Source organism: Anabaena sphaerica FACHB-251, from assembly GCF_014696825.1.
Classification (GTDB): Bacteria; Cyanobacteriota; Cyanobacteriia; order Cyanobacteriales; family Nostocaceae; genus RDYJ01.
In genome coordinates, this window is record NZ_JACJQU010000007.1 from 140,636 (window position 1) to 158,705 (window position 18,070).

19 protein-coding genes are annotated in these 18,070 nt (G+C 39.9%); 7 read left to right on the forward strand and 12 right to left on the reverse strand.

From position 1 onward, the window contains the following. Positions 1–92 precede the first annotated feature (92 nt). Positions 93–1,790, reverse strand: a complete 1,698-nt coding sequence (locus tag H6G06_RS14325; protein WP_190561200.1) for a protein kinase domain-containing protein — start codon at positions 1,788–1,790, stop codon at positions 93–95. 620 nt (positions 1,791–2,410) lie between these two features. Between H6G06_RS14325 and H6G06_RS14330 the strand changes: the two genes are divergently transcribed. From H6G06_RS14330 to H6G06_RS14350, 5 genes are all read left to right on the forward strand, one after another. Continuing rightward, on the forward strand, positions 2,411–2,863 hold the full coding sequence (locus H6G06_RS14330; protein WP_206754715.1) for a dual specificity protein phosphatase family protein: 453 nt from the start codon (positions 2,411–2,413) through the stop codon (positions 2,861–2,863). A gap of 238 nt (positions 2,864–3,101) precedes the next feature. Continuing rightward, complete coding sequence (gene ffh / locus H6G06_RS14335; RefSeq protein ID WP_190561202.1) at positions 3,102–4,559, forward strand: signal recognition particle protein; 1,458 nt, start codon at positions 3,102–3,104, stop codon at positions 4,557–4,559. A 179-nt stretch (positions 4,560–4,738) separates the two neighbouring features. After that, positions 4,739–4,999, forward strand: a complete 261-nt coding sequence (gene rpsP, locus H6G06_RS14340; protein WP_096566147.1) for a 30S ribosomal protein S16 — start codon at positions 4,739–4,741, stop codon at positions 4,997–4,999. Then, positions 4,962–5,393: a KH domain-containing protein gene (locus tag H6G06_RS14345; protein ID WP_190561204.1), complete on the forward strand. Its 432-nt coding sequence runs from the start codon at positions 4,962–4,964 to the stop codon at positions 5,391–5,393. Before rpsP ends, H6G06_RS14345 begins: the two co-directional genes overlap by 38 nt. A 609-nt stretch (positions 5,394–6,002) precedes the next feature. Further along, positions 6,003–6,956 (forward strand): PhoH family protein, encoded by a 954-nt coding sequence (locus H6G06_RS14350; RefSeq protein ID WP_190561206.1) that lies wholly within the window; start codon positions 6,003–6,005, stop codon positions 6,954–6,956. 387 nt (positions 6,957–7,343) lie between these two features. Here the strand turns inward: H6G06_RS14350 and H6G06_RS14355 are convergent, their stop codons facing one another. The 5 genes from H6G06_RS14355 to H6G06_RS14375 all read right to left on the reverse strand — a co-directional run bounded on the left by H6G06_RS14355 (position 7,344) and on the right by H6G06_RS14375 (position 10,572). Then, positions 7,344–7,664, reverse strand: coding sequence for a type II toxin-antitoxin system RelE/ParE family toxin (locus H6G06_RS14355; protein ID WP_190561208.1), 321 nt, complete (start codon positions 7,662–7,664; stop codon positions 7,344–7,346). 5 nt (positions 7,665–7,669) lie between these two features. Further along, positions 7,670–7,918 (reverse strand): type II toxin-antitoxin system ParD family antitoxin, encoded by a 249-nt coding sequence (locus tag H6G06_RS14360; RefSeq protein WP_190561210.1) that lies wholly within the window; start codon positions 7,916–7,918, stop codon positions 7,670–7,672. 198 nt (positions 7,919–8,116) lie between these two features. Further along, positions 8,117–8,971, reverse strand: a complete 855-nt coding sequence (locus tag H6G06_RS14365) for a phosphodiester glycosidase family protein (protein ID WP_242039705.1) — start codon at positions 8,969–8,971, stop codon at positions 8,117–8,119. Positions 8,972–9,315: 344 nt separating this feature from the next. Further along, a complete protein-coding gene (locus tag H6G06_RS14370) occupies positions 9,316–9,978 on the reverse strand; it encodes a DCL family protein (protein WP_190561212.1) in 663 nt (220 codons plus the stop codon). A 108-nt stretch (positions 9,979–10,086) separates the two neighbouring features. Further along, the gene (locus H6G06_RS14375; RefSeq protein WP_190561214.1) at positions 10,087–10,572 is read right to left on the reverse strand and encodes a hypothetical protein; all 486 of its coding nucleotides are present in this window, start codon (positions 10,570–10,572) and stop codon (positions 10,087–10,089) included. A gap of 152 nt (positions 10,573–10,724) precedes the next feature. On the opposite strand from H6G06_RS14375, the gene H6G06_RS14380 reads away from it, so the two are divergent. Next, positions 10,725–10,952: a hypothetical protein gene (locus tag H6G06_RS14380; RefSeq protein ID WP_190561216.1), complete on the forward strand. Its 228-nt coding sequence runs from the start codon at positions 10,725–10,727 to the stop codon at positions 10,950–10,952. Positions 10,953–11,226: 274 nt separating this feature from the next. Here the strand turns inward: H6G06_RS14380 and H6G06_RS14385 are convergent, their stop codons facing one another. The 4 genes from H6G06_RS14385 to pedR form a co-directional block, all read right to left on the reverse strand. Continuing rightward, on the reverse strand, positions 11,227–12,480 hold the full coding sequence (locus H6G06_RS14385) for a DUF4912 domain-containing protein (protein WP_190561218.1): 1,254 nt from the start codon (positions 12,478–12,480) through the stop codon (positions 11,227–11,229). A gap of 501 nt (positions 12,481–12,981) precedes the next feature. Further along, positions 12,982–13,983, reverse strand: coding sequence for a glycosyltransferase (locus tag H6G06_RS14390; protein WP_190561220.1), 1,002 nt, complete (start codon positions 13,981–13,983; stop codon positions 12,982–12,984). Between the two features lie 23 nt (positions 13,984–14,006). Then, entirely contained in the window at positions 14,007–14,660 is a 654-nt protein-coding gene (locus H6G06_RS14395; protein WP_190561222.1) for a DUF6391 domain-containing protein, read from the reverse strand. Between the two features lie 507 nt (positions 14,661–15,167). Then, complete coding sequence (pedR, locus tag H6G06_RS14400; protein ID WP_190561224.1) at positions 15,168–15,443, reverse strand: photosynthetic electron transport-dependent transcriptional regulator PedR; 276 nt, start codon at positions 15,441–15,443, stop codon at positions 15,168–15,170. A gap of 353 nt (positions 15,444–15,796) precedes the next feature. Between pedR and H6G06_RS14405 the strand changes: the two genes are divergently transcribed. Beyond that, positions 15,797–16,777: a carbohydrate kinase family protein gene (locus H6G06_RS14405; protein ID WP_190561226.1), complete on the forward strand. Its 981-nt coding sequence runs from the start codon at positions 15,797–15,799 to the stop codon at positions 16,775–16,777. Here the strand turns inward: H6G06_RS14405 and H6G06_RS14410 are convergent. Together H6G06_RS14410 and sfsA are read right to left on the reverse strand one after the other, a co-directional pair. After that, positions 16,765–17,241 (reverse strand): gluconokinase, encoded by a 477-nt coding sequence (locus tag H6G06_RS14410; protein WP_190561373.1) that lies wholly within the window; start codon positions 17,239–17,241, stop codon positions 16,765–16,767. The two genes, H6G06_RS14405 and H6G06_RS14410, sit on opposite strands and share 13 nt — an antisense overlap. A gap of 49 nt (positions 17,242–17,290) precedes the next feature. Further along, a complete protein-coding gene (sfsA, locus tag H6G06_RS14415; protein WP_190561228.1) occupies positions 17,291–18,016 on the reverse strand; it encodes a DNA/RNA nuclease SfsA in 726 nt (241 codons plus the stop codon). Between the last annotated feature and the right edge of the window lie 54 nt (positions 18,017–18,070).

Consider the following 18,070-nt stretch of genomic DNA (forward strand, 5'->3'; position numbering starts at 1 on the left):
TTCAACTCTGTTCCCTGTTCCCTGTTCCCTGCTATAACAGAGTTTAACTATTAGACTAGGAATTTATTCCCAGACTGTTTATGAATTACGAATTATCTCCATCCTAACCAACGCAAACAAGGAACAATCAAATAATAACTCAACCCTAAACAAAGACTAATTAAAATAGCAATAAAATCCAAAAAAGCTATATAAGTCAATAACTCTAACCAGCTTGGTGGATTGGAAAAATGGATAAATGAAATTTTAATTCCTAAATGTATCAAACCTGCCACAATATTGGCACTACCAAAAGCAGTTATAAAAGCATAAGCTAGGTAATGGCTGCGAAGACCTAAACCCAAAGTTAACATCGAAATTGATACTAACATCCAAGCAATTAAGCCTTCGGGGCTATCATGTGGTTTAATAAATTGCCAAGTTATCCAACCTGAACTGTAGCCAATTAAACCCATGAAAGCAGAGATTAAAAATCGTCGCTTTTGTCCAAAACTTCCTGATAAAGTAATTCCCCAAGCAGTTCCTAAACCAGCAACTGCATAGATGAGAATTTCTTTTGGATTAGAGGGTTGAAGATTGGGGATTAATTGGGGTAATTGACGTGATATAAATTCTGCAACGAAAGCACCTAATTTAGTGTGATAAGCCAACAAAAAACCAGCGATAGTTCCCAAACTAGCGCCGATACTACTTAAAATTATCGCCCAAATGGTAGCCAAACAAGCTAATAAGAATTTGAAAATTGCTTGAACTGTGAATAATGTAGTGTTACCTACAGCTTGGGTAAATTGGGTAACAGTTTGGATGATGGTGTTTTGAAGTTGGGTAAAAAACCCTGGTTTTGATTCTACAGGAACAATTTTTAATAACCGTTTTTGAATAATAGCAGCATGGGCTGGACGCGATCGCACATCCGTTTGTATCATTTCATCAAGTAAATCTGCGAGTCTGGGGTTAATATTGCATTGATTACGCCAGCGTAATTCACTGGTGATAGGATCTTCTAAATCCTGCGGATATTTACCAGTAAGTAATTCAATCATTGTCCGTCCCAAAGCATAAAAATCTGCCGCAGGACCAACATTACCTCCTGTAATTTGTTCTGGTGGACTGTAACCAGAAGAGAATAACCGTGTAGAAGGAGAATGCGATCGCAATATTGCTCCACTAAATTGTTTAGCACCGCCAAAATCAATTAACACCAACTGTTCCGCTTGTAGAGGTGCGGTAGGTGAAGGGGTACGCAACATTAAATTAGAAGGCTTAATATCCCGATGAATAATATGGCGTTTGTGCAGTTCCTGTAAAATTTTTACAGCTTGAGCGAACCAATTTAATACCAAATCCTCTGGACATCCTTGAGGATACTTTTTGCGAATTTCCTCTAAATTATGCCCATTAATCTTTTCCATCACCAGACAAGCCAACTGGTGCGGTTTAGGACTAGTCAAACTGATTTGAAAATACCCATCAGCATCAACTTTAGGAACACCGGGATGATGGAAATTACTTAAAACCTCCGCTTCTTGGATAAATAATTCCAAAGCTTTGGGAGAATCTTCCACCAACACTTTCAGCACCTTTTCAGTTTGGGTTTTGACATCCCAAACCGTATAAATTTGGGCAAAACCACCCGATCCCAAGGGTTCAATAGGGTAATAACGGTCTAATAACTGTAGTGGTGCGCCACAGCTATTACAAAATTTGTTTCCCCAAGGTTGGGGATAGGGACGTTGACAGTGAGGATTTATGCAGTTAACCGCACTCTGATTTATCTGGGACAAAACCACGAAAATACAAAGGCTGGAACAATTTTAGCGCCTATGATTGCCTTTTTCACTTTGATAACCCAGAAATGCTGATCAAGTAGCCATGCGGCTAGGATAGGAGGGGGGAAGTTCCCCGATGAGCATTTCCCGTCAAAGACTAGGAAAGAAGCAATTACCAAAGCTGAAAATCTTGTTTTTACCAGGTTTTCGCCCAAGTTAAGCAACGCTTGAATTCGCAAAATTTTGAGGCAGAATGTTTGACTCGTTAAAACATACAGATATCATTAAATATCCAAGATATTTCTCCTCCCTTGGCATACAGTCTGACTCTTTATATGCTAGAAAGTTTCGGGGTTACGGTTAAGCTAAAAAGCCAATACCCAGCACCAGAAATACGCTTATAAATTTGGACAAATGCGTTAACAAAGTTTAATAGTGAAGGTTTGTGGCATGGTATAGATTTAATTTGTCAATCTAGAGAAGAAGATACATATATTTTTCAAGGTTCTTTTTTACCTACTAGTCCAGGATAGTATGAATTTACTTATAGATTGGGGCTGAATCATGAAGATAACAAATGGCAATGGGCAGGCAACTTTGGAGAAAATGGCTATCTCACAGTTGAACCTCCATCGCCATCTATGACTTGGACACAAGGAGCAAATCACGTTGAGTTTCTGCCAGGTGTTTATGTTGGCAACTTTATCGCCGCTTCTCAGGCTGAAAAGCTGAAACTTGATGCTGTACTCAACTTAGCTTCTGAGTTCAATTTAGCTTTTTTATCTAGTTCTACTGTTACTTATAAAAAGATGAGTTTAATAGATGGAGCGCACAATGCTATATCTGATCATGCCTTGCTAGAAGCTATCAACTGGATAGAAGAACAGGTACAACAAAGGAAGAAAGTTTTAGTAAATTGTCGAGCCGGAATTGGTAGAAGTGGTTCTATCAGTATTGGCTATTGCTTTTATAAAAATCCACCTTGGAGTTATGAACAAACTCTCAACTATATATGGAGCAAAAAAGCAGATATTTATCCTCATAAACATCTTCAGGAAAGCTTGGAACGGCTATTTCCTCGCAGTCAATGTTAATTAACCCAAAACTCACACAAAAACTCTCAAACTCTGATTTCTCTGCGTCCTCTGCGTTCTCTACGGTTCGTTTGGAATTCCGCATCAGATGATCACTTATCAATCCAGTTGCGACAGTTGGGTTAAAAACTACTAAGCTGGTAATATAAGAGGTTAAAACTTTACCTAAAATTCTGCCTGGAGCGCAAAACCAGCGGTTCAAACTTTCTCACTGACTAACTTACGTTGTAATTACATTATGTTTGATGCACTATCTGACCGTTTAGAATCTGCCTGGAAAAAACTGCGGGGACAAGATAAAATCTCTCAATCCAACATTCAAGACGCTTTGCGCGAAGTGCGTCGCGCCTTGTTGGAAGCAGATGTTAACCTCCAGGTAGTCAAAGATTTTATTTCTGAAGTCGAAACCAAAGCTCAAGGAGCCGAGGTAATAGCTGGCGTGCGCCCTGACCAACAGTTTATCAAAATTGTTCACGATGAACTTGTACAGGTGATGGGGGAAGAAAATGTTCCCCTAGCAGAAGTTGAAGGTAAAACCACTGTTGTCCTGATGGCGGGTTTACAGGGTACTGGTAAAACCACTGCTACTGCTAAATTAGCCTTACATTTACGGAAGTTAAATCGTAGTTGTTTGTTAGTAGCCACAGACGTATATCGTCCCGCAGCCATTGACCAGCTAATTACACTCGGTAAGCAAATTGACGTACCTGTGTTTGAGATGGGCAGCGATGCTGACCCTGTAGAAATTGCCCGTCAAGGTGTGGAACGTGCCAGGGCAGAAGGCATCAATACGGTGATTGTTGATACTGCTGGACGCTTACAAATTGACCAAGACATGATGGCGGAATTAGCCCGCATCAAATCAACTATCGCACCTGACGAAACCCTGTTAGTAGTGGACTCAATGACGGGTCAAGAAGCCGCAAATCTTACCCGTACTTTCCACGACCAAATTGGCATTACCGGGGCGATTCTCACCAAGATGGACGGTGATAGCCGGGGTGGTGCGGCTTTGTCAGTGCGGCAAATTTCCGGTGCGCCGATTAAATTTATCGGTGTGGGTGAAAAAGTCGAGGCGCTACAACCGTTTTATCCGGACCGGATGGCTTCCCGGATTCTCGGTATGGGTGATGTTCTCACCTTGGTAGAAAAAGCCCAGGAAGAAATCGACTTGGCAGATGCTGAGAAAATGCAGGAGAAAATCCTGTCAGCGAAGTTTGATTTTACAGACTTTCTCAAGCAGTTGCGCCTGATGAAAAATATGGGTTCATTGGGTGGCATCATGAAGCTGATTCCCGGTATGGGCAAGCTTTCAGATGACCAGTTGAAGCAAGGGGAAACCCAGCTAAAACGCTGTGAAGCCATGATTAATTCGATGACCATGCAAGAACGGCGTGATCCCGATTTATTAGCGAGTTCTCCGAGTCGGCGGCGGCGCATCGCTTCTGGTTCTGGCTATAGAGAGTCAGATGTCAGTAAGCTGGTGGGAGATTTCCAAAAAATGCGATCGCTCATGCAACAAATGGGTCAAGGAAACTTCCCCGGTATGCCAGGAATGTTTGGTGGCGGTATGGGCAACCCCCTAGCCGCAGGCGGAAATGGACCTGCACCCGGTTGGCGTGGTTATCCCGGCGGCGCAGCACCTGCGAAAAAGAAAAAGAAAGAGAAAAAGAAAAAAGGCTTTGGCACTCTTTAGGTGATAGGTGACAGGTGACAGGTGACAGTAAGAAGGGAATAGGGTGTAGCGGGAGATTAATAACCCAATGCCCAATGACAACTGACAACTGACCAATAGCCGTTCATGCCTAGCAAGTGCTAGAATTATCATTTCATTCACAAAATCACTGCCTACAAACAGGAGAACAATTTCTCAAAATGATCAAACTGCGCTTGAAGCGATTTGGTAAAAAGCGGGAAGCAAGTTACCGCATTATTGCTATTAACGACCTATCCCGTCGTGATGGTCGTCCCCTAGAAGAACTAGGATTTTACAACCCCAGAACTGATGAAGTGCGACTAGATGTTCCCGGCATCGTCAAGCGACTACAGCAAGGCGCTCAACCCACGGACACCGTTCGTCGCATCCTAGTAAAAGCTAATGTTTTTGAACAAGTCAGTGCAAACGCCGCATCATAAGCTTGAGACGAAGTTACCAGCAGCCAGTCCTAACTATGTTGGGCTGGTGAAGTTTCTTGTGCAGCCGTTTTTAGAATCTCCAGAGTCTTTAAGTGTCGATTGTGAAATGTCTCACACCCTCAAACGGGCTTGGATTCGCATCGCTTTTGACCCTATAGACAAAGGAAAAGTCTTTGGCCGGGGGGGACGCAATATTCAGGCAATTCGCACGGTAATTGCCGCAGCAGCAGAATTGGCTGGGCAATCAGTATACCTGGACATCTATGGCAACAATTCCCAAAGTCGGGATGGGATGTCTTTTGATGAAGAACAGGAAGAAAGAATACCCCCACCAAAATCGAGAGAAAGAAGTGGAGACATACCCAGACCTGTTGCTAAACCACGCTTCCGCTAGGTCTAAACTGGTATTTTTGAGGAGACTCAGCCAGTAAGCAGTTCTGGGAAAGATGGAGACAGGTGGCAACAACATTGTCCAATTTTTTCGGAATCTCTCGTTGTTATAACGGAGTTGTCGGTAAAGTATAGACATTTGTTGCCAGCCTATTCTCAAAATCAAGAGGATTTGGGATTTGGGATTTTAAATGGGAATAGACTTATTTAGGGCTTGCTGAATAAAACTAAAACTGTTTATTAATAAGGGTTTTGCGAATTTTTAGAACAAAAAAGTGCAAGGTTTTGGCTTATGGAGTCTCAAAACAGTTGCATTTTTCCTTGTCGGATATGGGAAATTGAGGATATCCAGATGGCTGAAACTGTTCCCTGTTCCCTGTTAAGAGTTCCCTAACCTCACAGACAACTTTTTCAGCAAACCCTATTTAATCAGTGTCTCGGCTTTCCATTGGTTTAAGGATTTTCAGATGACTGATTTTTTCAGTATATTTTAGGTTAAAATATTGTAAATTCTTAATAAAGATTTAAAAAAATTCCCAAATTATTTTGCTCGCTGTTTCAGAAAAATATCACCTTGATCAAAAACTGCTCCTCACTTAATTATTAAAAAACTATGGCAGGTGCTTTAACAATTCAGCTGCCTAATATTCCCAGTGCGATCGCTCTGGCCGGATATGGGGAAGCAAATCTCAAGTTTCTATCTCAACAAACAGGAGCTAACTTGGTTCTGCGTGGACAGGATCTGCTAATTGCTGGTACAGAAAAGCAGGTTGATCTGGCAGTGCGATTAGTGCGATCGCTGGAAAATCTCTGGAGTAAAGGCAATAATATATCAACTGCTGATATTTTAACAGCCCGTCAGGCATTAGAGAGCGATCGCCAAGGTGAACTACAAGACCTACAACGAGATATCCTCGCTAAAAGTCGTCGTGGTCAAGAAGTCCGCGCTAAAACCTTCCGTCAAAAACAATATATTGAAGCTATCCGCAAACGTGATCTCACCTTTGGTATTGGTCCTGCGGGAACCGGTAAAACCTATCTCGCTGTTGTCGTCGCGGTTCAAGAACTGCTATCTAATCAATTTGAAAGACTCATTTTAACTCGTCCTGCGGTGGAAGCAGGGGAAAAACTGGGATTTTTGCCAGGAGACTTGCAACAAAAAGTTAATCCTTATCTCCGTCCTCTTTATGATGCCATCAATGAATTTATCGACCCCGAAAAAGTACCTAATTTAATGGAACGTGGTGTGATTGAAGTTGCACCATTGGCATATATGCGGGGACGAACTTTAAATAACGCTTTTGTGATTGTTGATGAAGCCCAAAATACCACACCAGCCCAGATGAAGATGGTTTTAACTCGCTTGGGTTTTGGTTCACGCATGGTGATTACAGGTGACATCACACAAACCGATTTACCAATGCACCAACAATCAGGGTTAACAGTAGCTTTACAAATTTTGAAACACGTTGAAGGCATAGCTTTTTGTGAATTTACCCAAAAAGATGTTGTCCGTCATCCTTTAGTTCAGCGAATTGTTGCTGCTTATGAACAATACGAAAAATAGTAATATCCGTTTCTCTGAATCAGGATTTACAGGATGTTTTTTGTGTTATGATTTTTTTATCTGAAATCCCGCTGCCGATTTTCTCCAAGCTTCACAAAAATTAAATAAAAGTTAAAAAAAATTCAAAAATTCAAAAAAAATTTCGTTTTTTGGGGTGTCAACCGATTGACTTTTTCCTCTAGAAGTGATATTTTTATAATGGGAATGCGTGCCTCGATAAAAATTTTGCTTACACTCCATTATATTGATAAAACTATCTTACCACAGCAGCCGCCCCGTGAACCCTAAAAATAAAAAATTTTTTGATAAAAAACTTATTTAAAAGTTATTTTAGAATAAGATTTGATTATTAATCAGGGAAAATAAGAGAGTTTTTTGATACATCAACTATTCTTCTGCTGCTAAAATTTGTAAAATATCCCGTGCAGCATGAATTAACCGGACAATTTCAATATATTCATCCCCTTCTAAATAAAAAATTAGATGCTTTTCAAATCCTCTAACTCCCCACTTCCGCAAACCAACTAAACGTGGATTTTTAACATTATAAATACTACCAATACCAGGCAGTTGTGCTAATTGTGAAAAAGTCTGCCTTGTAGCATCAAAAAAACTTAATACTGCATCAAAATTACTCTGGGCAATATAAGCAAACTGTTCATCAAGGTCAACACTAGCCTTTGGTCTAATTACAATTCGTCTAGTCATTGCTATTACTTGCGGAGTCTCTCAAGAAGCTGAGTGCGTTTTTGTTCCCACCACTCATCCGTAATCTCAATCGCTTCACCGCTATCTAAGCCTTCTAATAGTAATGTTTCTAGTCTTGTTTGTGCCACCCTTTCTAAGTCTTGACGAATCAAATGTCGAATGTATTCACTTGTGGTACTGTAGCCACCTTTTGCAACTTGTTCATTGATAAAGTCCCGCATAGAATCGGGAAGAGAAATATTTACTGTAGTCATAGCTAATAAGTTTTTATATTTCTGATTCTTTGATTATGGCAAATATTGTCAATTTTTATCAAATGTTTTGTAGGGATGTGGGAGGTACAATAGCGTATCCCTGACGGGACCGAAGGAATAGAGATAGCACTCCGTAGGAATCGCCTTTCTGCTGGGGTAATGGAAGTGCGATCTCCATACTAGAAATATAACTCTCGTTCACTTCTTATAAATCAAAAACACCGAACCAATTGGACCAAAGTTTTCCACATAAACCTGATTATTATAAAACAACCCCGGAGACATCCCTCCATCAAACAACATCCCCTCTTGAATTCTCCCCAAACAATTATTTCTCGCAATTCCTGTTAACACATCATCAAACTGACTTGGTAGCAACTCTTTATTAATAGTAGAAGTTTGAATACTAGAATTAGCTTTCACATCATTAACTAACAGAATCACATAACCTTTACTTGTAGTTGCTACCATAGAGCGATTAGTTGCACCCTTACAAGCAAACTCACCTAAAGCTTTACAAATATCTTTAAAATTACCTTGACGGTAAAATCTGCCATTACCTCCTACCAGATTATAATTAAGAAAATTTGCTCCTCTTCTTCCCGTATCAATAGTAGCGATACGTTCCCTTGGGTTTCCTCCAGATATCCCAAAAGAAGAACGTTTAGTTTTAAAAGCACCAGAATATTCTACACCACGAGAAATATTTAAACCTTGGGGTTTATTCACAGTATCTATATAATCAGCATTAATCGCAGCAATGGGTGATTTACCATTTAACTTAGAATTTTCATCAGCTATCAATTGACTAAAATATTTAGGAATGTATTCTCTTCTAAAATTCCCCCTAGCATCTTTAGCATATATTTTATGAGCTAAACCCACATTTACCTTAAAATCTAAACTTGGGGATTTAGGATTAAAGAGAATTACATGATTGATGCCTTTAGAATATCTTTCACCTTTATTATTAGTCTTAAAAAATTCAATACTAAACTGTGAATTATTACCGGGACAATTAGCAGATAGTTTTGGGGCTGAATTCGCTACCATATCCTGACTACCTAATAATAAACCTGTGGTAATGATGGAAATCAATAAAGAGAAAGAAAACTCAAAGCCTCTCTCTTTGTAGGAGAGAGGTTTGGAGAGAGGTATTAAATTCAATTTATTTATAAACATACAGACTTACAAAGAATTTTTATGACAACAAAAATATTTTACTTCTGCCTTCTGCCTCCTGCATTAAAAAATCGCTACAGCATTACTATAGCGGGTAATGCAGTCGTCTGGCTACCCAGAGGGTCTTACAGATGATAGTCCTATGTATGATTTCGATTTCTGAGAACTTTGTAAGTCATAGAATGCTAGTCAGTATCTAAGGGAATACACAAAAGCTAAGAGTCATTCTCTTTACGCTTTCTAGTCAGGTTATGCGTCTTACACAGTAACCTTAGTGTCGCGTGTTTCTTATGATATTCCTGCCAAGCCTCCCGATACGCACTATCAGATTCTCGGAATCTTTTACTGTATATTGTTCCCAATGCTTCATCAAACTCTGTGGGTATGTTGTTTTGGTCTTTCTCAAAGGCACTCACAAGTTCTTTAAATGATGGGTGCTGGTGGTCTACCTGTATCTTTTCTGATGAAGTGCAACCCGGATGATCACAACTCTGATTAGATTTTCTATCCAAAAACCGATAATCAGTGATCTGCTTTTGGATCGCTTCTCTGTACGCAGATTCCCTTCGTTTTTCTATCAATCTCTCCATCTTGGACTTGCACTTTTCATAACTAAAATCATCTATAGAGTCGTCTTCTCTAACAACCCAAAAACAATAGTGTGTACCCTGTCTTGAGCATTTAACTTCAATCTGCTTCACCCCTGTACCTATCTTATTATCAGCATCAGGGTGTAATAGTAGTAAATCAAATGCCAAAGCTAACTCTTGTCCACTTAATACTCTTACGCCCTGATTAAGTATTGACCTGATATGAAGATCACGATCTTTTAGGGTTCTAAAGGGGATACCCCCAAGCTCTGAAGGTTTTGCCACCATAATTAATCAAGCTAACTTTATAACGTTTGAAATACTGAGTATTATAAATATACTAGGTTAGCCTGTGAATATTTGTATTACCATTGCGTTAAACCGAGATGGTGAACATCAATCAACACTACACCGATCTGAATCAAACAGGGTTGGTTGTGCTGATCTTGCAAAGGCTTCTGTGGCCATAGCAGCATAGGGATAGATGGATATCAACCGATTTAGCTCTTGCACAGCTTCTGGTGGTAATACTTGGACAAGCTCGGTATACTCAGTTCTCTGGAAGTCTTCCCTAGTCATCCATAGGTTTATATTGTTACGTTCAAAGTTTCGGACTACACTTTCACTATCTGTAACCATTACATAAGCTAATGTATTATTTGTGGTCTTAAACTGATGTAAAACTGCCCCACTTACAAACCCAACTGCATACACCTTACATTTGCTACTGTCGAATGGTGTACTCGCTACCTCTGGGGCTATGTCTGGTAATTTTTTAGATTCGCTTAAGTCCCTCAATAGTGATATCCCAACAAGGATAACAGCAATCACAGCAGATGTTTTAGGGTACTTACAAGCAAGCACCCATAGTTTCTTTATCATTCTATTAGTTATCAAGTATTATTTTGTATATTTTACATATAAAACCCTTTAAGACTACTATAACCACGCTAATATGGTATACATAAATGCAAGACTAAAAGCAGCGAGTAAAAGATACCACAAATAGTATAAGTGTGTAGGGGTTAACCAATATGTCTGGTGTTATCAAGCTGACCGACGGTACAGTAATCAAAGGAACTGATTTAGATAGTGTAGTGGCACTAGATAGCAATAAGGAGGAAGTAGAAGAATACTGGGATAATGAAGTAGTATTCTACTACCGATTTTATTACTGTGATGGTCGTGTGCGTGACATTACCTCAAATAAAATCGATCCCTCCTCTGAAGAAGACCTACTAGACGCAATAGATACCATGTAGCAGTTGAGCAGGTTTGTTTATGTGGTAGCTATTAGGTATTTGGCTTTAGGTGTTGAATGTGGCGATCGCATCTGAGATAGTAAAACTTAGCAATAAGTCCCAAACACCCAACTACTAAATAGTAAACTTTTAGCGACAAATAAAGGACAGTTAGCTGTGAATCTGTAGTCAGAATGAAGGCTTGACAACCTTTAAGCTGAAAAAACCCGCTACAGCATTACTATAGCGGGAAATATTAAAAATTGCAGTTATGGCGTAATGTAAAATTCAAGACTTATGAAAGCCATTCCAGAACAGCTTCATCCTTGGTATTGGTATTGCGAGAAGGTGTTTCCCGTTCAAACTTCATGTGAATAGAACGAGTTTGTTCACCATCAGCAGCAACAGCCAAAATTGGGTAATCAATTACACCATCTTGGAAGGACATTTGGAAACGGAATGTACCGTCTGAATTGAGTTTAATAGGACGGCCACCAATAGTTACAGTTGCATCTGGTTCAGTTGCACCATATACAATCAATTCCGCATCAGCAATTAACCAGAACTTGCGGGGACGTACTGGTACAGCAGAAGCTGAGAAACCAACACCAGACATACCCACACCGGACATAGTTAAACCAGACACGGTGGGAACTGCCCACATACCCACACCAGATGGGAAGACGTAGGAACTGATAACTTGTTCTGGACGTACAGAACCGGCTACGTGCTGCATGGAACCGAACAGAGAACCAGCAACCCGTTGTGCTTCGGCTGATTCTGCCATACCAAAGATTTGGTCGTAAATGGGGTTTCCACCAGCACCAGCACCAGCAGCAGTAGTGGCGATTTTCTTAGCTGGGGGAACCAATTCATACTTGGTTTTACCGCGCAAGTCTTCTTCAAAGTCTACAGTGATGAAGACATCTTCAATCCAGTCGGAAGGATATACAGGAGGAATGTGGACTCTCGCAGAACGAGCCAATACCAACCAGCCACCATCGGGGGTACGATAACCGATATCTATCACATAATCGCGATCGCTCACAGGAATGGGTAAATACCATTCTCTGGCTAGTTCATCGGCTGGATATTCCTGGATGCTGTGAGGACTTTGATGCTCTAAACTAATATCAGTAACATCATAAATCCGCAGTGCTAGTTGCTGTCCACCTTGGCGGCGCAGTTCTTCTTTATGATCATTGGGAATATCCCAGTATGTGTAAGCCCATTGCGGATCACGTGGTAACAACACAATGCGACTTTCACCATAACCACCTGGTAAATCTGCCAATGCTTCATCGACATCAGCGAGGGAACCACCAGTACGATCTTCCTGACCTAATTCAAACTTTGCTGCTTCCACGGTCTCCTGTGCCTCCAGTGAACGAGATGGACTAAGCGATACTTTGCTGCGTTGGACTTCTTGAATCGATGCCAACAGTTGAGATTTACGCATTCGGCTATAGCGAGAAATAGCATACTCACTAGCAACTTTACGAAGCTGCCTTAATGTCATCTCCTCTAGCGGCGGGCGTTCTTTTGCCATTAATTTGGCCTCCAGTAGTTTTAAGGGTAAATGACTTCCCCTGGTTATAGAATGGTTGATAAAATGTCATCTATTCCAGATGAATTTCTTATTCCTGACTTCTGGTATTGCCCAGTTTATAAGTGTTTTAGTTTGTTTTTAAATGGAAATTCACTACCTGGTGATTCCTAGCTTTGCCATGATTAGCATTTCTTTGGGATCAGCGGCGTGTTTTTGTTAAAGAAATATTAACAGGTATTCATGCCTAGTGATCAAGGGGTATGAAGACTGTTTTTTGCTTGTTTGACGTATTTATCAGCCCTTGGGGGATCAATTTGTCATGGAATCATAACATTTAATTCTGGTCGGGGGCGTAATATCAAGATTTCCTGACATTTCCTTTTTCACTCTTGAAGTACCCCTATTTCTGGGAGAATTTGGGGAGCTTGGGTTCTGGCTTTCCCCTTGTACCAGGAGGGTTTTACTGCTGGAAACTGTGTGTTAAAGCGCAATGCAAAGCCTCTACTGACGGCTGCTGTATTTCTGTTTCAGTTTACCGTACACTCTCTGTATGAATAGTTTTGTTAACCGCAACTGGGTTAAATCTTGAATATTAGCCGAGTAATGGTTTTTGTGGTCGAAGAACTCATTAATATCTGATAAAATTACCCTGAACCGCTTAATAATATTCTCAGTTCGATACTCTGTTAAAATCTCGGATGGTAAAGTTAAAGAAACTGGAGATGATAAAGTTTTGAGAATTCGTTGCACATCATATTCTAGGGAATAACCAGCAATTTTATAACAATTAAATCCAGGATCTAAGTAATCAGAAAGTCCGCCGTTAACACTAGAAAAAACCTGACAACCACAAGCCAGAGCTTCCATTGGTTGCAAACCAAATCCTTCACTTACCCCCTGTTGCGCCCAATATTCAGCGGAGTCATAGAGATATATTTTAGCTCGATTGAATAATCCCGGTAAATCTTCAATATAAGAATCAACGACAAAGACTTTACACTTTTGCTTTAATGCAGGAATTAACTGTTTTATTAAATATTCAGAAGATTTTCGCGCCTGAACTAAAACATCAATATCTCTTTCTAAATGCAAATTTGTAAATTCATCAGCAATTTGATTAGGTAAATAATAAATCAGATTATTGGGTGATTTTTGCCCCCAATATCCCATTGTATTGCGGCTGACTGTAATAATAGGAATACTGGATGGAAGGCTAAAGTTATAACCTGCACTATGAGCATGATAAACCACATTATATTTTTGCAGTTTAGGCGCTAGTTTAGCAATATCAAATCCCCAGCTAATGACAAAAATCACATCATCTAAATTTTTAGTTTGCAGCAAGTCATCAAGAAAAAGTTTGTCCTTTTCTCTTTGTCGATAGGTGACAACTTCCGCACTACAAATATCTTGAGCTAAATTAAATGTTTTTAATTCTGCCCAAAGACCACCACAGGCAAATTTGCCATCTGTTCCTGGCAGTAAAAAGTAAAGCTTTCTCATGATTATGAATTATGAATTATGAATTATTCCCGCCATTTTACCCTAACAAAATGTGCCTCTCTTCCCCAAGTGTCCCGTGTACGAATGATATTTTCAATGGCTAGGTTAAAGGGGATAGCTGTTGTTAAATAACGTTGGGCGATTGTTCCTAAATCCGGTGCAAGTTCAGAAGCCGTAGTTGCTGCTAATCCTAAACCTATGAGTTGCTCAATTGGTCTAAATGGTAGCATTATATACATACTTACAGCAAGCCCAGCAGTTAACAACATTGCTACAGATAAATTTGTCCCGCAACGGGGATGGACAGCTAAATCCCATTCTCCGCTAGTGAGACGATGCTGGGCTAGTGTTACCGCACGCCGCAAATAACTGATATTTACATCACCATAAAGGTAAAATCCCTGTTCTGTGGATAAACCGCTTAATGATTCGTTATCGAACTGTACATTAGTGGGTTTTCGAGGAGAAGAGTAAACACTTTGAGTTTCGCCCAAAACCCAAACAGTAGCGTGTTCTAAGGCGTGAACCTGACGCAGCATGAGCATTTCTTGTAACCCAGGCACAAAAGATAGTTGTTTGAGTAAATCGCTATCTTGATGCGGTGATGGTGCTATCAAGTCAAGGTTAAAAAAATTAAAGGGAGATGAGCTAACTGGAAAAGAAGTAGGAGTATTCATGTTCCCCCAAGCTGATAAAGCAACATAGATTTCTTTTCAATTTAACGCTTGTACAACTAGATTATTGCTAATTTTTGTTGATAGTTTTACATATATAGCAATCCTAAATGATTCATGAACACTTTCTGTTCCCTGTTCCCTGTTCCCTAAAACTAAAAAACTTTGTACCTCACGAGCATGGGAACTGCTATATATTTGAGAAAAGGGTAAAGGGTAAAGAGTAAATAAAATTACACCTTTTCCCTGAGCTTTTCCCGGACTTCTGCAAGAAGTTTATAGATTCTTTGATCTTTTCCTCGGTAGTCTGTGGTGCTGAATCGAAAGAGGAATTCTGATTATAGGTTCCGATACCAAAAATTGGTTGATTTCCTTAGCATCAACTCTTACTAAGTGAAAATTACGGAACTTGTGGTAGAGGTTCACACTGAAAAATAGAGGTGAGGAGGAGAACAATCAGTAAACCTCAAAATTGACTTTTCAGCATCCACAGCGATTAATAGTAATCAACTAACCAATGGTTGAATCATTTTGGTTAGGTAGGGTACAGCAATTGACATCGTTTAAACAGACTTTTCCCCACTGTAAAGCCCAGCGAACCAATGCGACTCGGTTGTCCGTCTTGGTTTTGGTGAGGATATTGCTGATATGGTTATCAACTGTACGTTTGCTAATCTCCAGTTTTCCTGCAATTTCTTGGTTAGTTAAGCCTGCGGCCACTAAGTCGATAATTTGCAGTTCTCTGTCTGACAGACTAACAGGGGTCCCAGACTCACTAGCAGCCATGACTTATTTATTTCTCCCTTGGTATATGTACTCAATCACTCTTTCTAATTCTAAAAGATTCTCTCAGAGCTAGACGTTGTAAATGTTCCTAGTAATACCAAAGTCAATATTTTCTTTGGATTTAATCTGGAAGTTAATCGACTTGACAAACCTAACTAGTATTAAAATACACGGGATTTTGCAAAAATTTCCTTAGCTACTGAAGAGATAAATGATCGGATTTAATAGCATCATGTACTATATTTAGTGACAGAAACTGCTATTGTATTCTATGAATAAGTGGAGACAAAGGAATAAAGATTGTTGTAGATTTTATACAGATTCCTAATCCCAAGTCGTAAATCGAAAATGAGATGAGCAATCCCCATGTTTTGTGTCTTGGCGAAGTTTTGTTTGATTGTTTAGCTGATCAAATGGGGCTAAAGCTGGAAGAAGTCAAGTCTTGGACTCCCTACCCAGGGGGAGCGCCTGCTAATGTTGCTTGTGCTTTGGTGAAGCTGGGAACACCCGCAGGTTTTATTGGCGCAGTAGGAGAAGATGAACCTGGTAATACACTGGTGAAGCTATTACAAGATGTAGGTGTAGATACAACAGGTGTGCAACGTCATCCCATAGCACCAACGCGACAAGTTTATGTAGTCAGGGATTTGACTGGCGATCGCTCTTTTGCTGGATTTGGTAAATATGATACTAGCGAATTTGCTGATACCCGCTTACAAGCCCAGCAATTACCCCATTCATTGTTTAATGAGGCTGATTTTTTGGTGTTGGGGACTTTGGAATTAGCCTATCCTGAAAGTGAGGCGGCAATTCACCAGGCATTGAAATTAGCGGAACAATACGATCTCAAGATCATTTTAGATGTGAATTGGCGGCCTGTATTTTGGCAAGATGCAAATATAGCGCGACAAAAGATTGAGGCATTATTACCGCGTTTCGATTTTCTCAAACTGACTAAAGAAGAAGCTCAATGGTTATTTAATACCAATGACCCTGGAGCAATTACTTACAGAATGAACTCATTAGAAGGGGTTTTAGTCACAGATGGAGAAAATGGCTGTGCCTATTGTTTAGGTGAAAACGAAGGTAAATTACCTGCTTTTTCTATTCCTGTGGTCGATACCACTGGTGCGGGAGACAGCTTTTTAGCTGGGTTTATCCATAAGTTGAGTCAGTCGGGTATTCACAGTTTGAGGGATGCAGAAACTGCAAAACGAGTTATCACCTATGCTAGTGCTGTGGGGGCGCTGACTACTATTAAACCAGGTGCGATCGCATCCCAACCCACTGCGGCTGAAGTTGATGCTTTTCTGGCTTCCCATCAACTCCCATAAATTCTTAAAGCTTTTCTAATCTTCTCTACAATTACCTCTGGTGCTTCAGCAACATCAACAAAAATAGCATTATCTGGCTCCTCAAGGTCATTAAACTGGCTTTTGAGGAGTTTTTCACCCATAAAGTGATTTTGACGCTTTCTCAAACGGTCTTGAATGACATCAAAAGACCCCTGAATATATACTAGCTGGATGCGGCTATCACATAAGAGAATTTGGCGATAGCTGGCCTTAAGTGCAGAACAGGCTAAAACAACATTTTTATTTTCTTGCAGCCAACTTTTGATATAATCCTGTAAATCTTCTAACCAAGGCATTCTATCGGCATCATTGAGGGGAATACCAAGCTGCATTTTTGCGATGTTTGCTGGTGAGTGAAAGGTGTCAGCGTCATGAAATTTCCAGCATAATGAATCTGCTAAAAGTTTACCGATGGTGGTTTTACCGCAACCAGAGACACCCATGATAATAATTAATTTGCTCTTCAAAATTTAAATTTTAAAATTCCACAACTTAAATTTTAAGTGTTGCTAAACCCAAATAACGGATACCTTCTGGAGATATATCAAAACGGCAGGGTAAGACTTCTAAACCAAGGGCGATCGCTTGTCGTAACAACTGACCATATATAGGGTCTTTACTATCACCAGGGGCAAAGTCTGGACAATCTCCCCGATTAATAAAATACAACATCACTGCACGGCTTTGGGGTAAAACTTCCATTAATTCCCGTAAATGCTTTTGTCCTCTGGTGGTTTCTGTATCGGGAAAAAGTGCTAAATTACCTTGTGTCCAAGTAGTATTTTTAACTTCTAAATAAATTGGGCGTTGTTGTTCACTTCCTGTTAAGTAAAAATCTACCCGGCTTTTTTTATCTTTTCCATAAACCACTTCTCCCTTAATATGTTTATATTCACTTAGTTCGGCGAAAAGATATTTTTCTAAAGCTAGTTTCACTACTCGATTGGGTAAAGCAGTATTTACCCCCACCCAAGTGAGTTCTTGAGCATCTACTTGAATCAACTCTAAAGTATAAGCCAATTTGCGGTTAGGATTATCACTTTGAGACAACTGTACAGGACTACCAACTTTGGAAACTCCTGTCATCGGTCCTGTATTTGGACAGTGTGCTGTCACAACTTCCCCAGAAGCAAGTTCGACATCAGCAAAAAAACGCTTGTAGCGTTTGAGTAAAATACCTGTGTATAATTTTGGATATTGATAAAGCCAATCAATCATGAGGATATGTAAATTATGAATTTGAATTATTAGTAAATATACGATCAAAGTGGT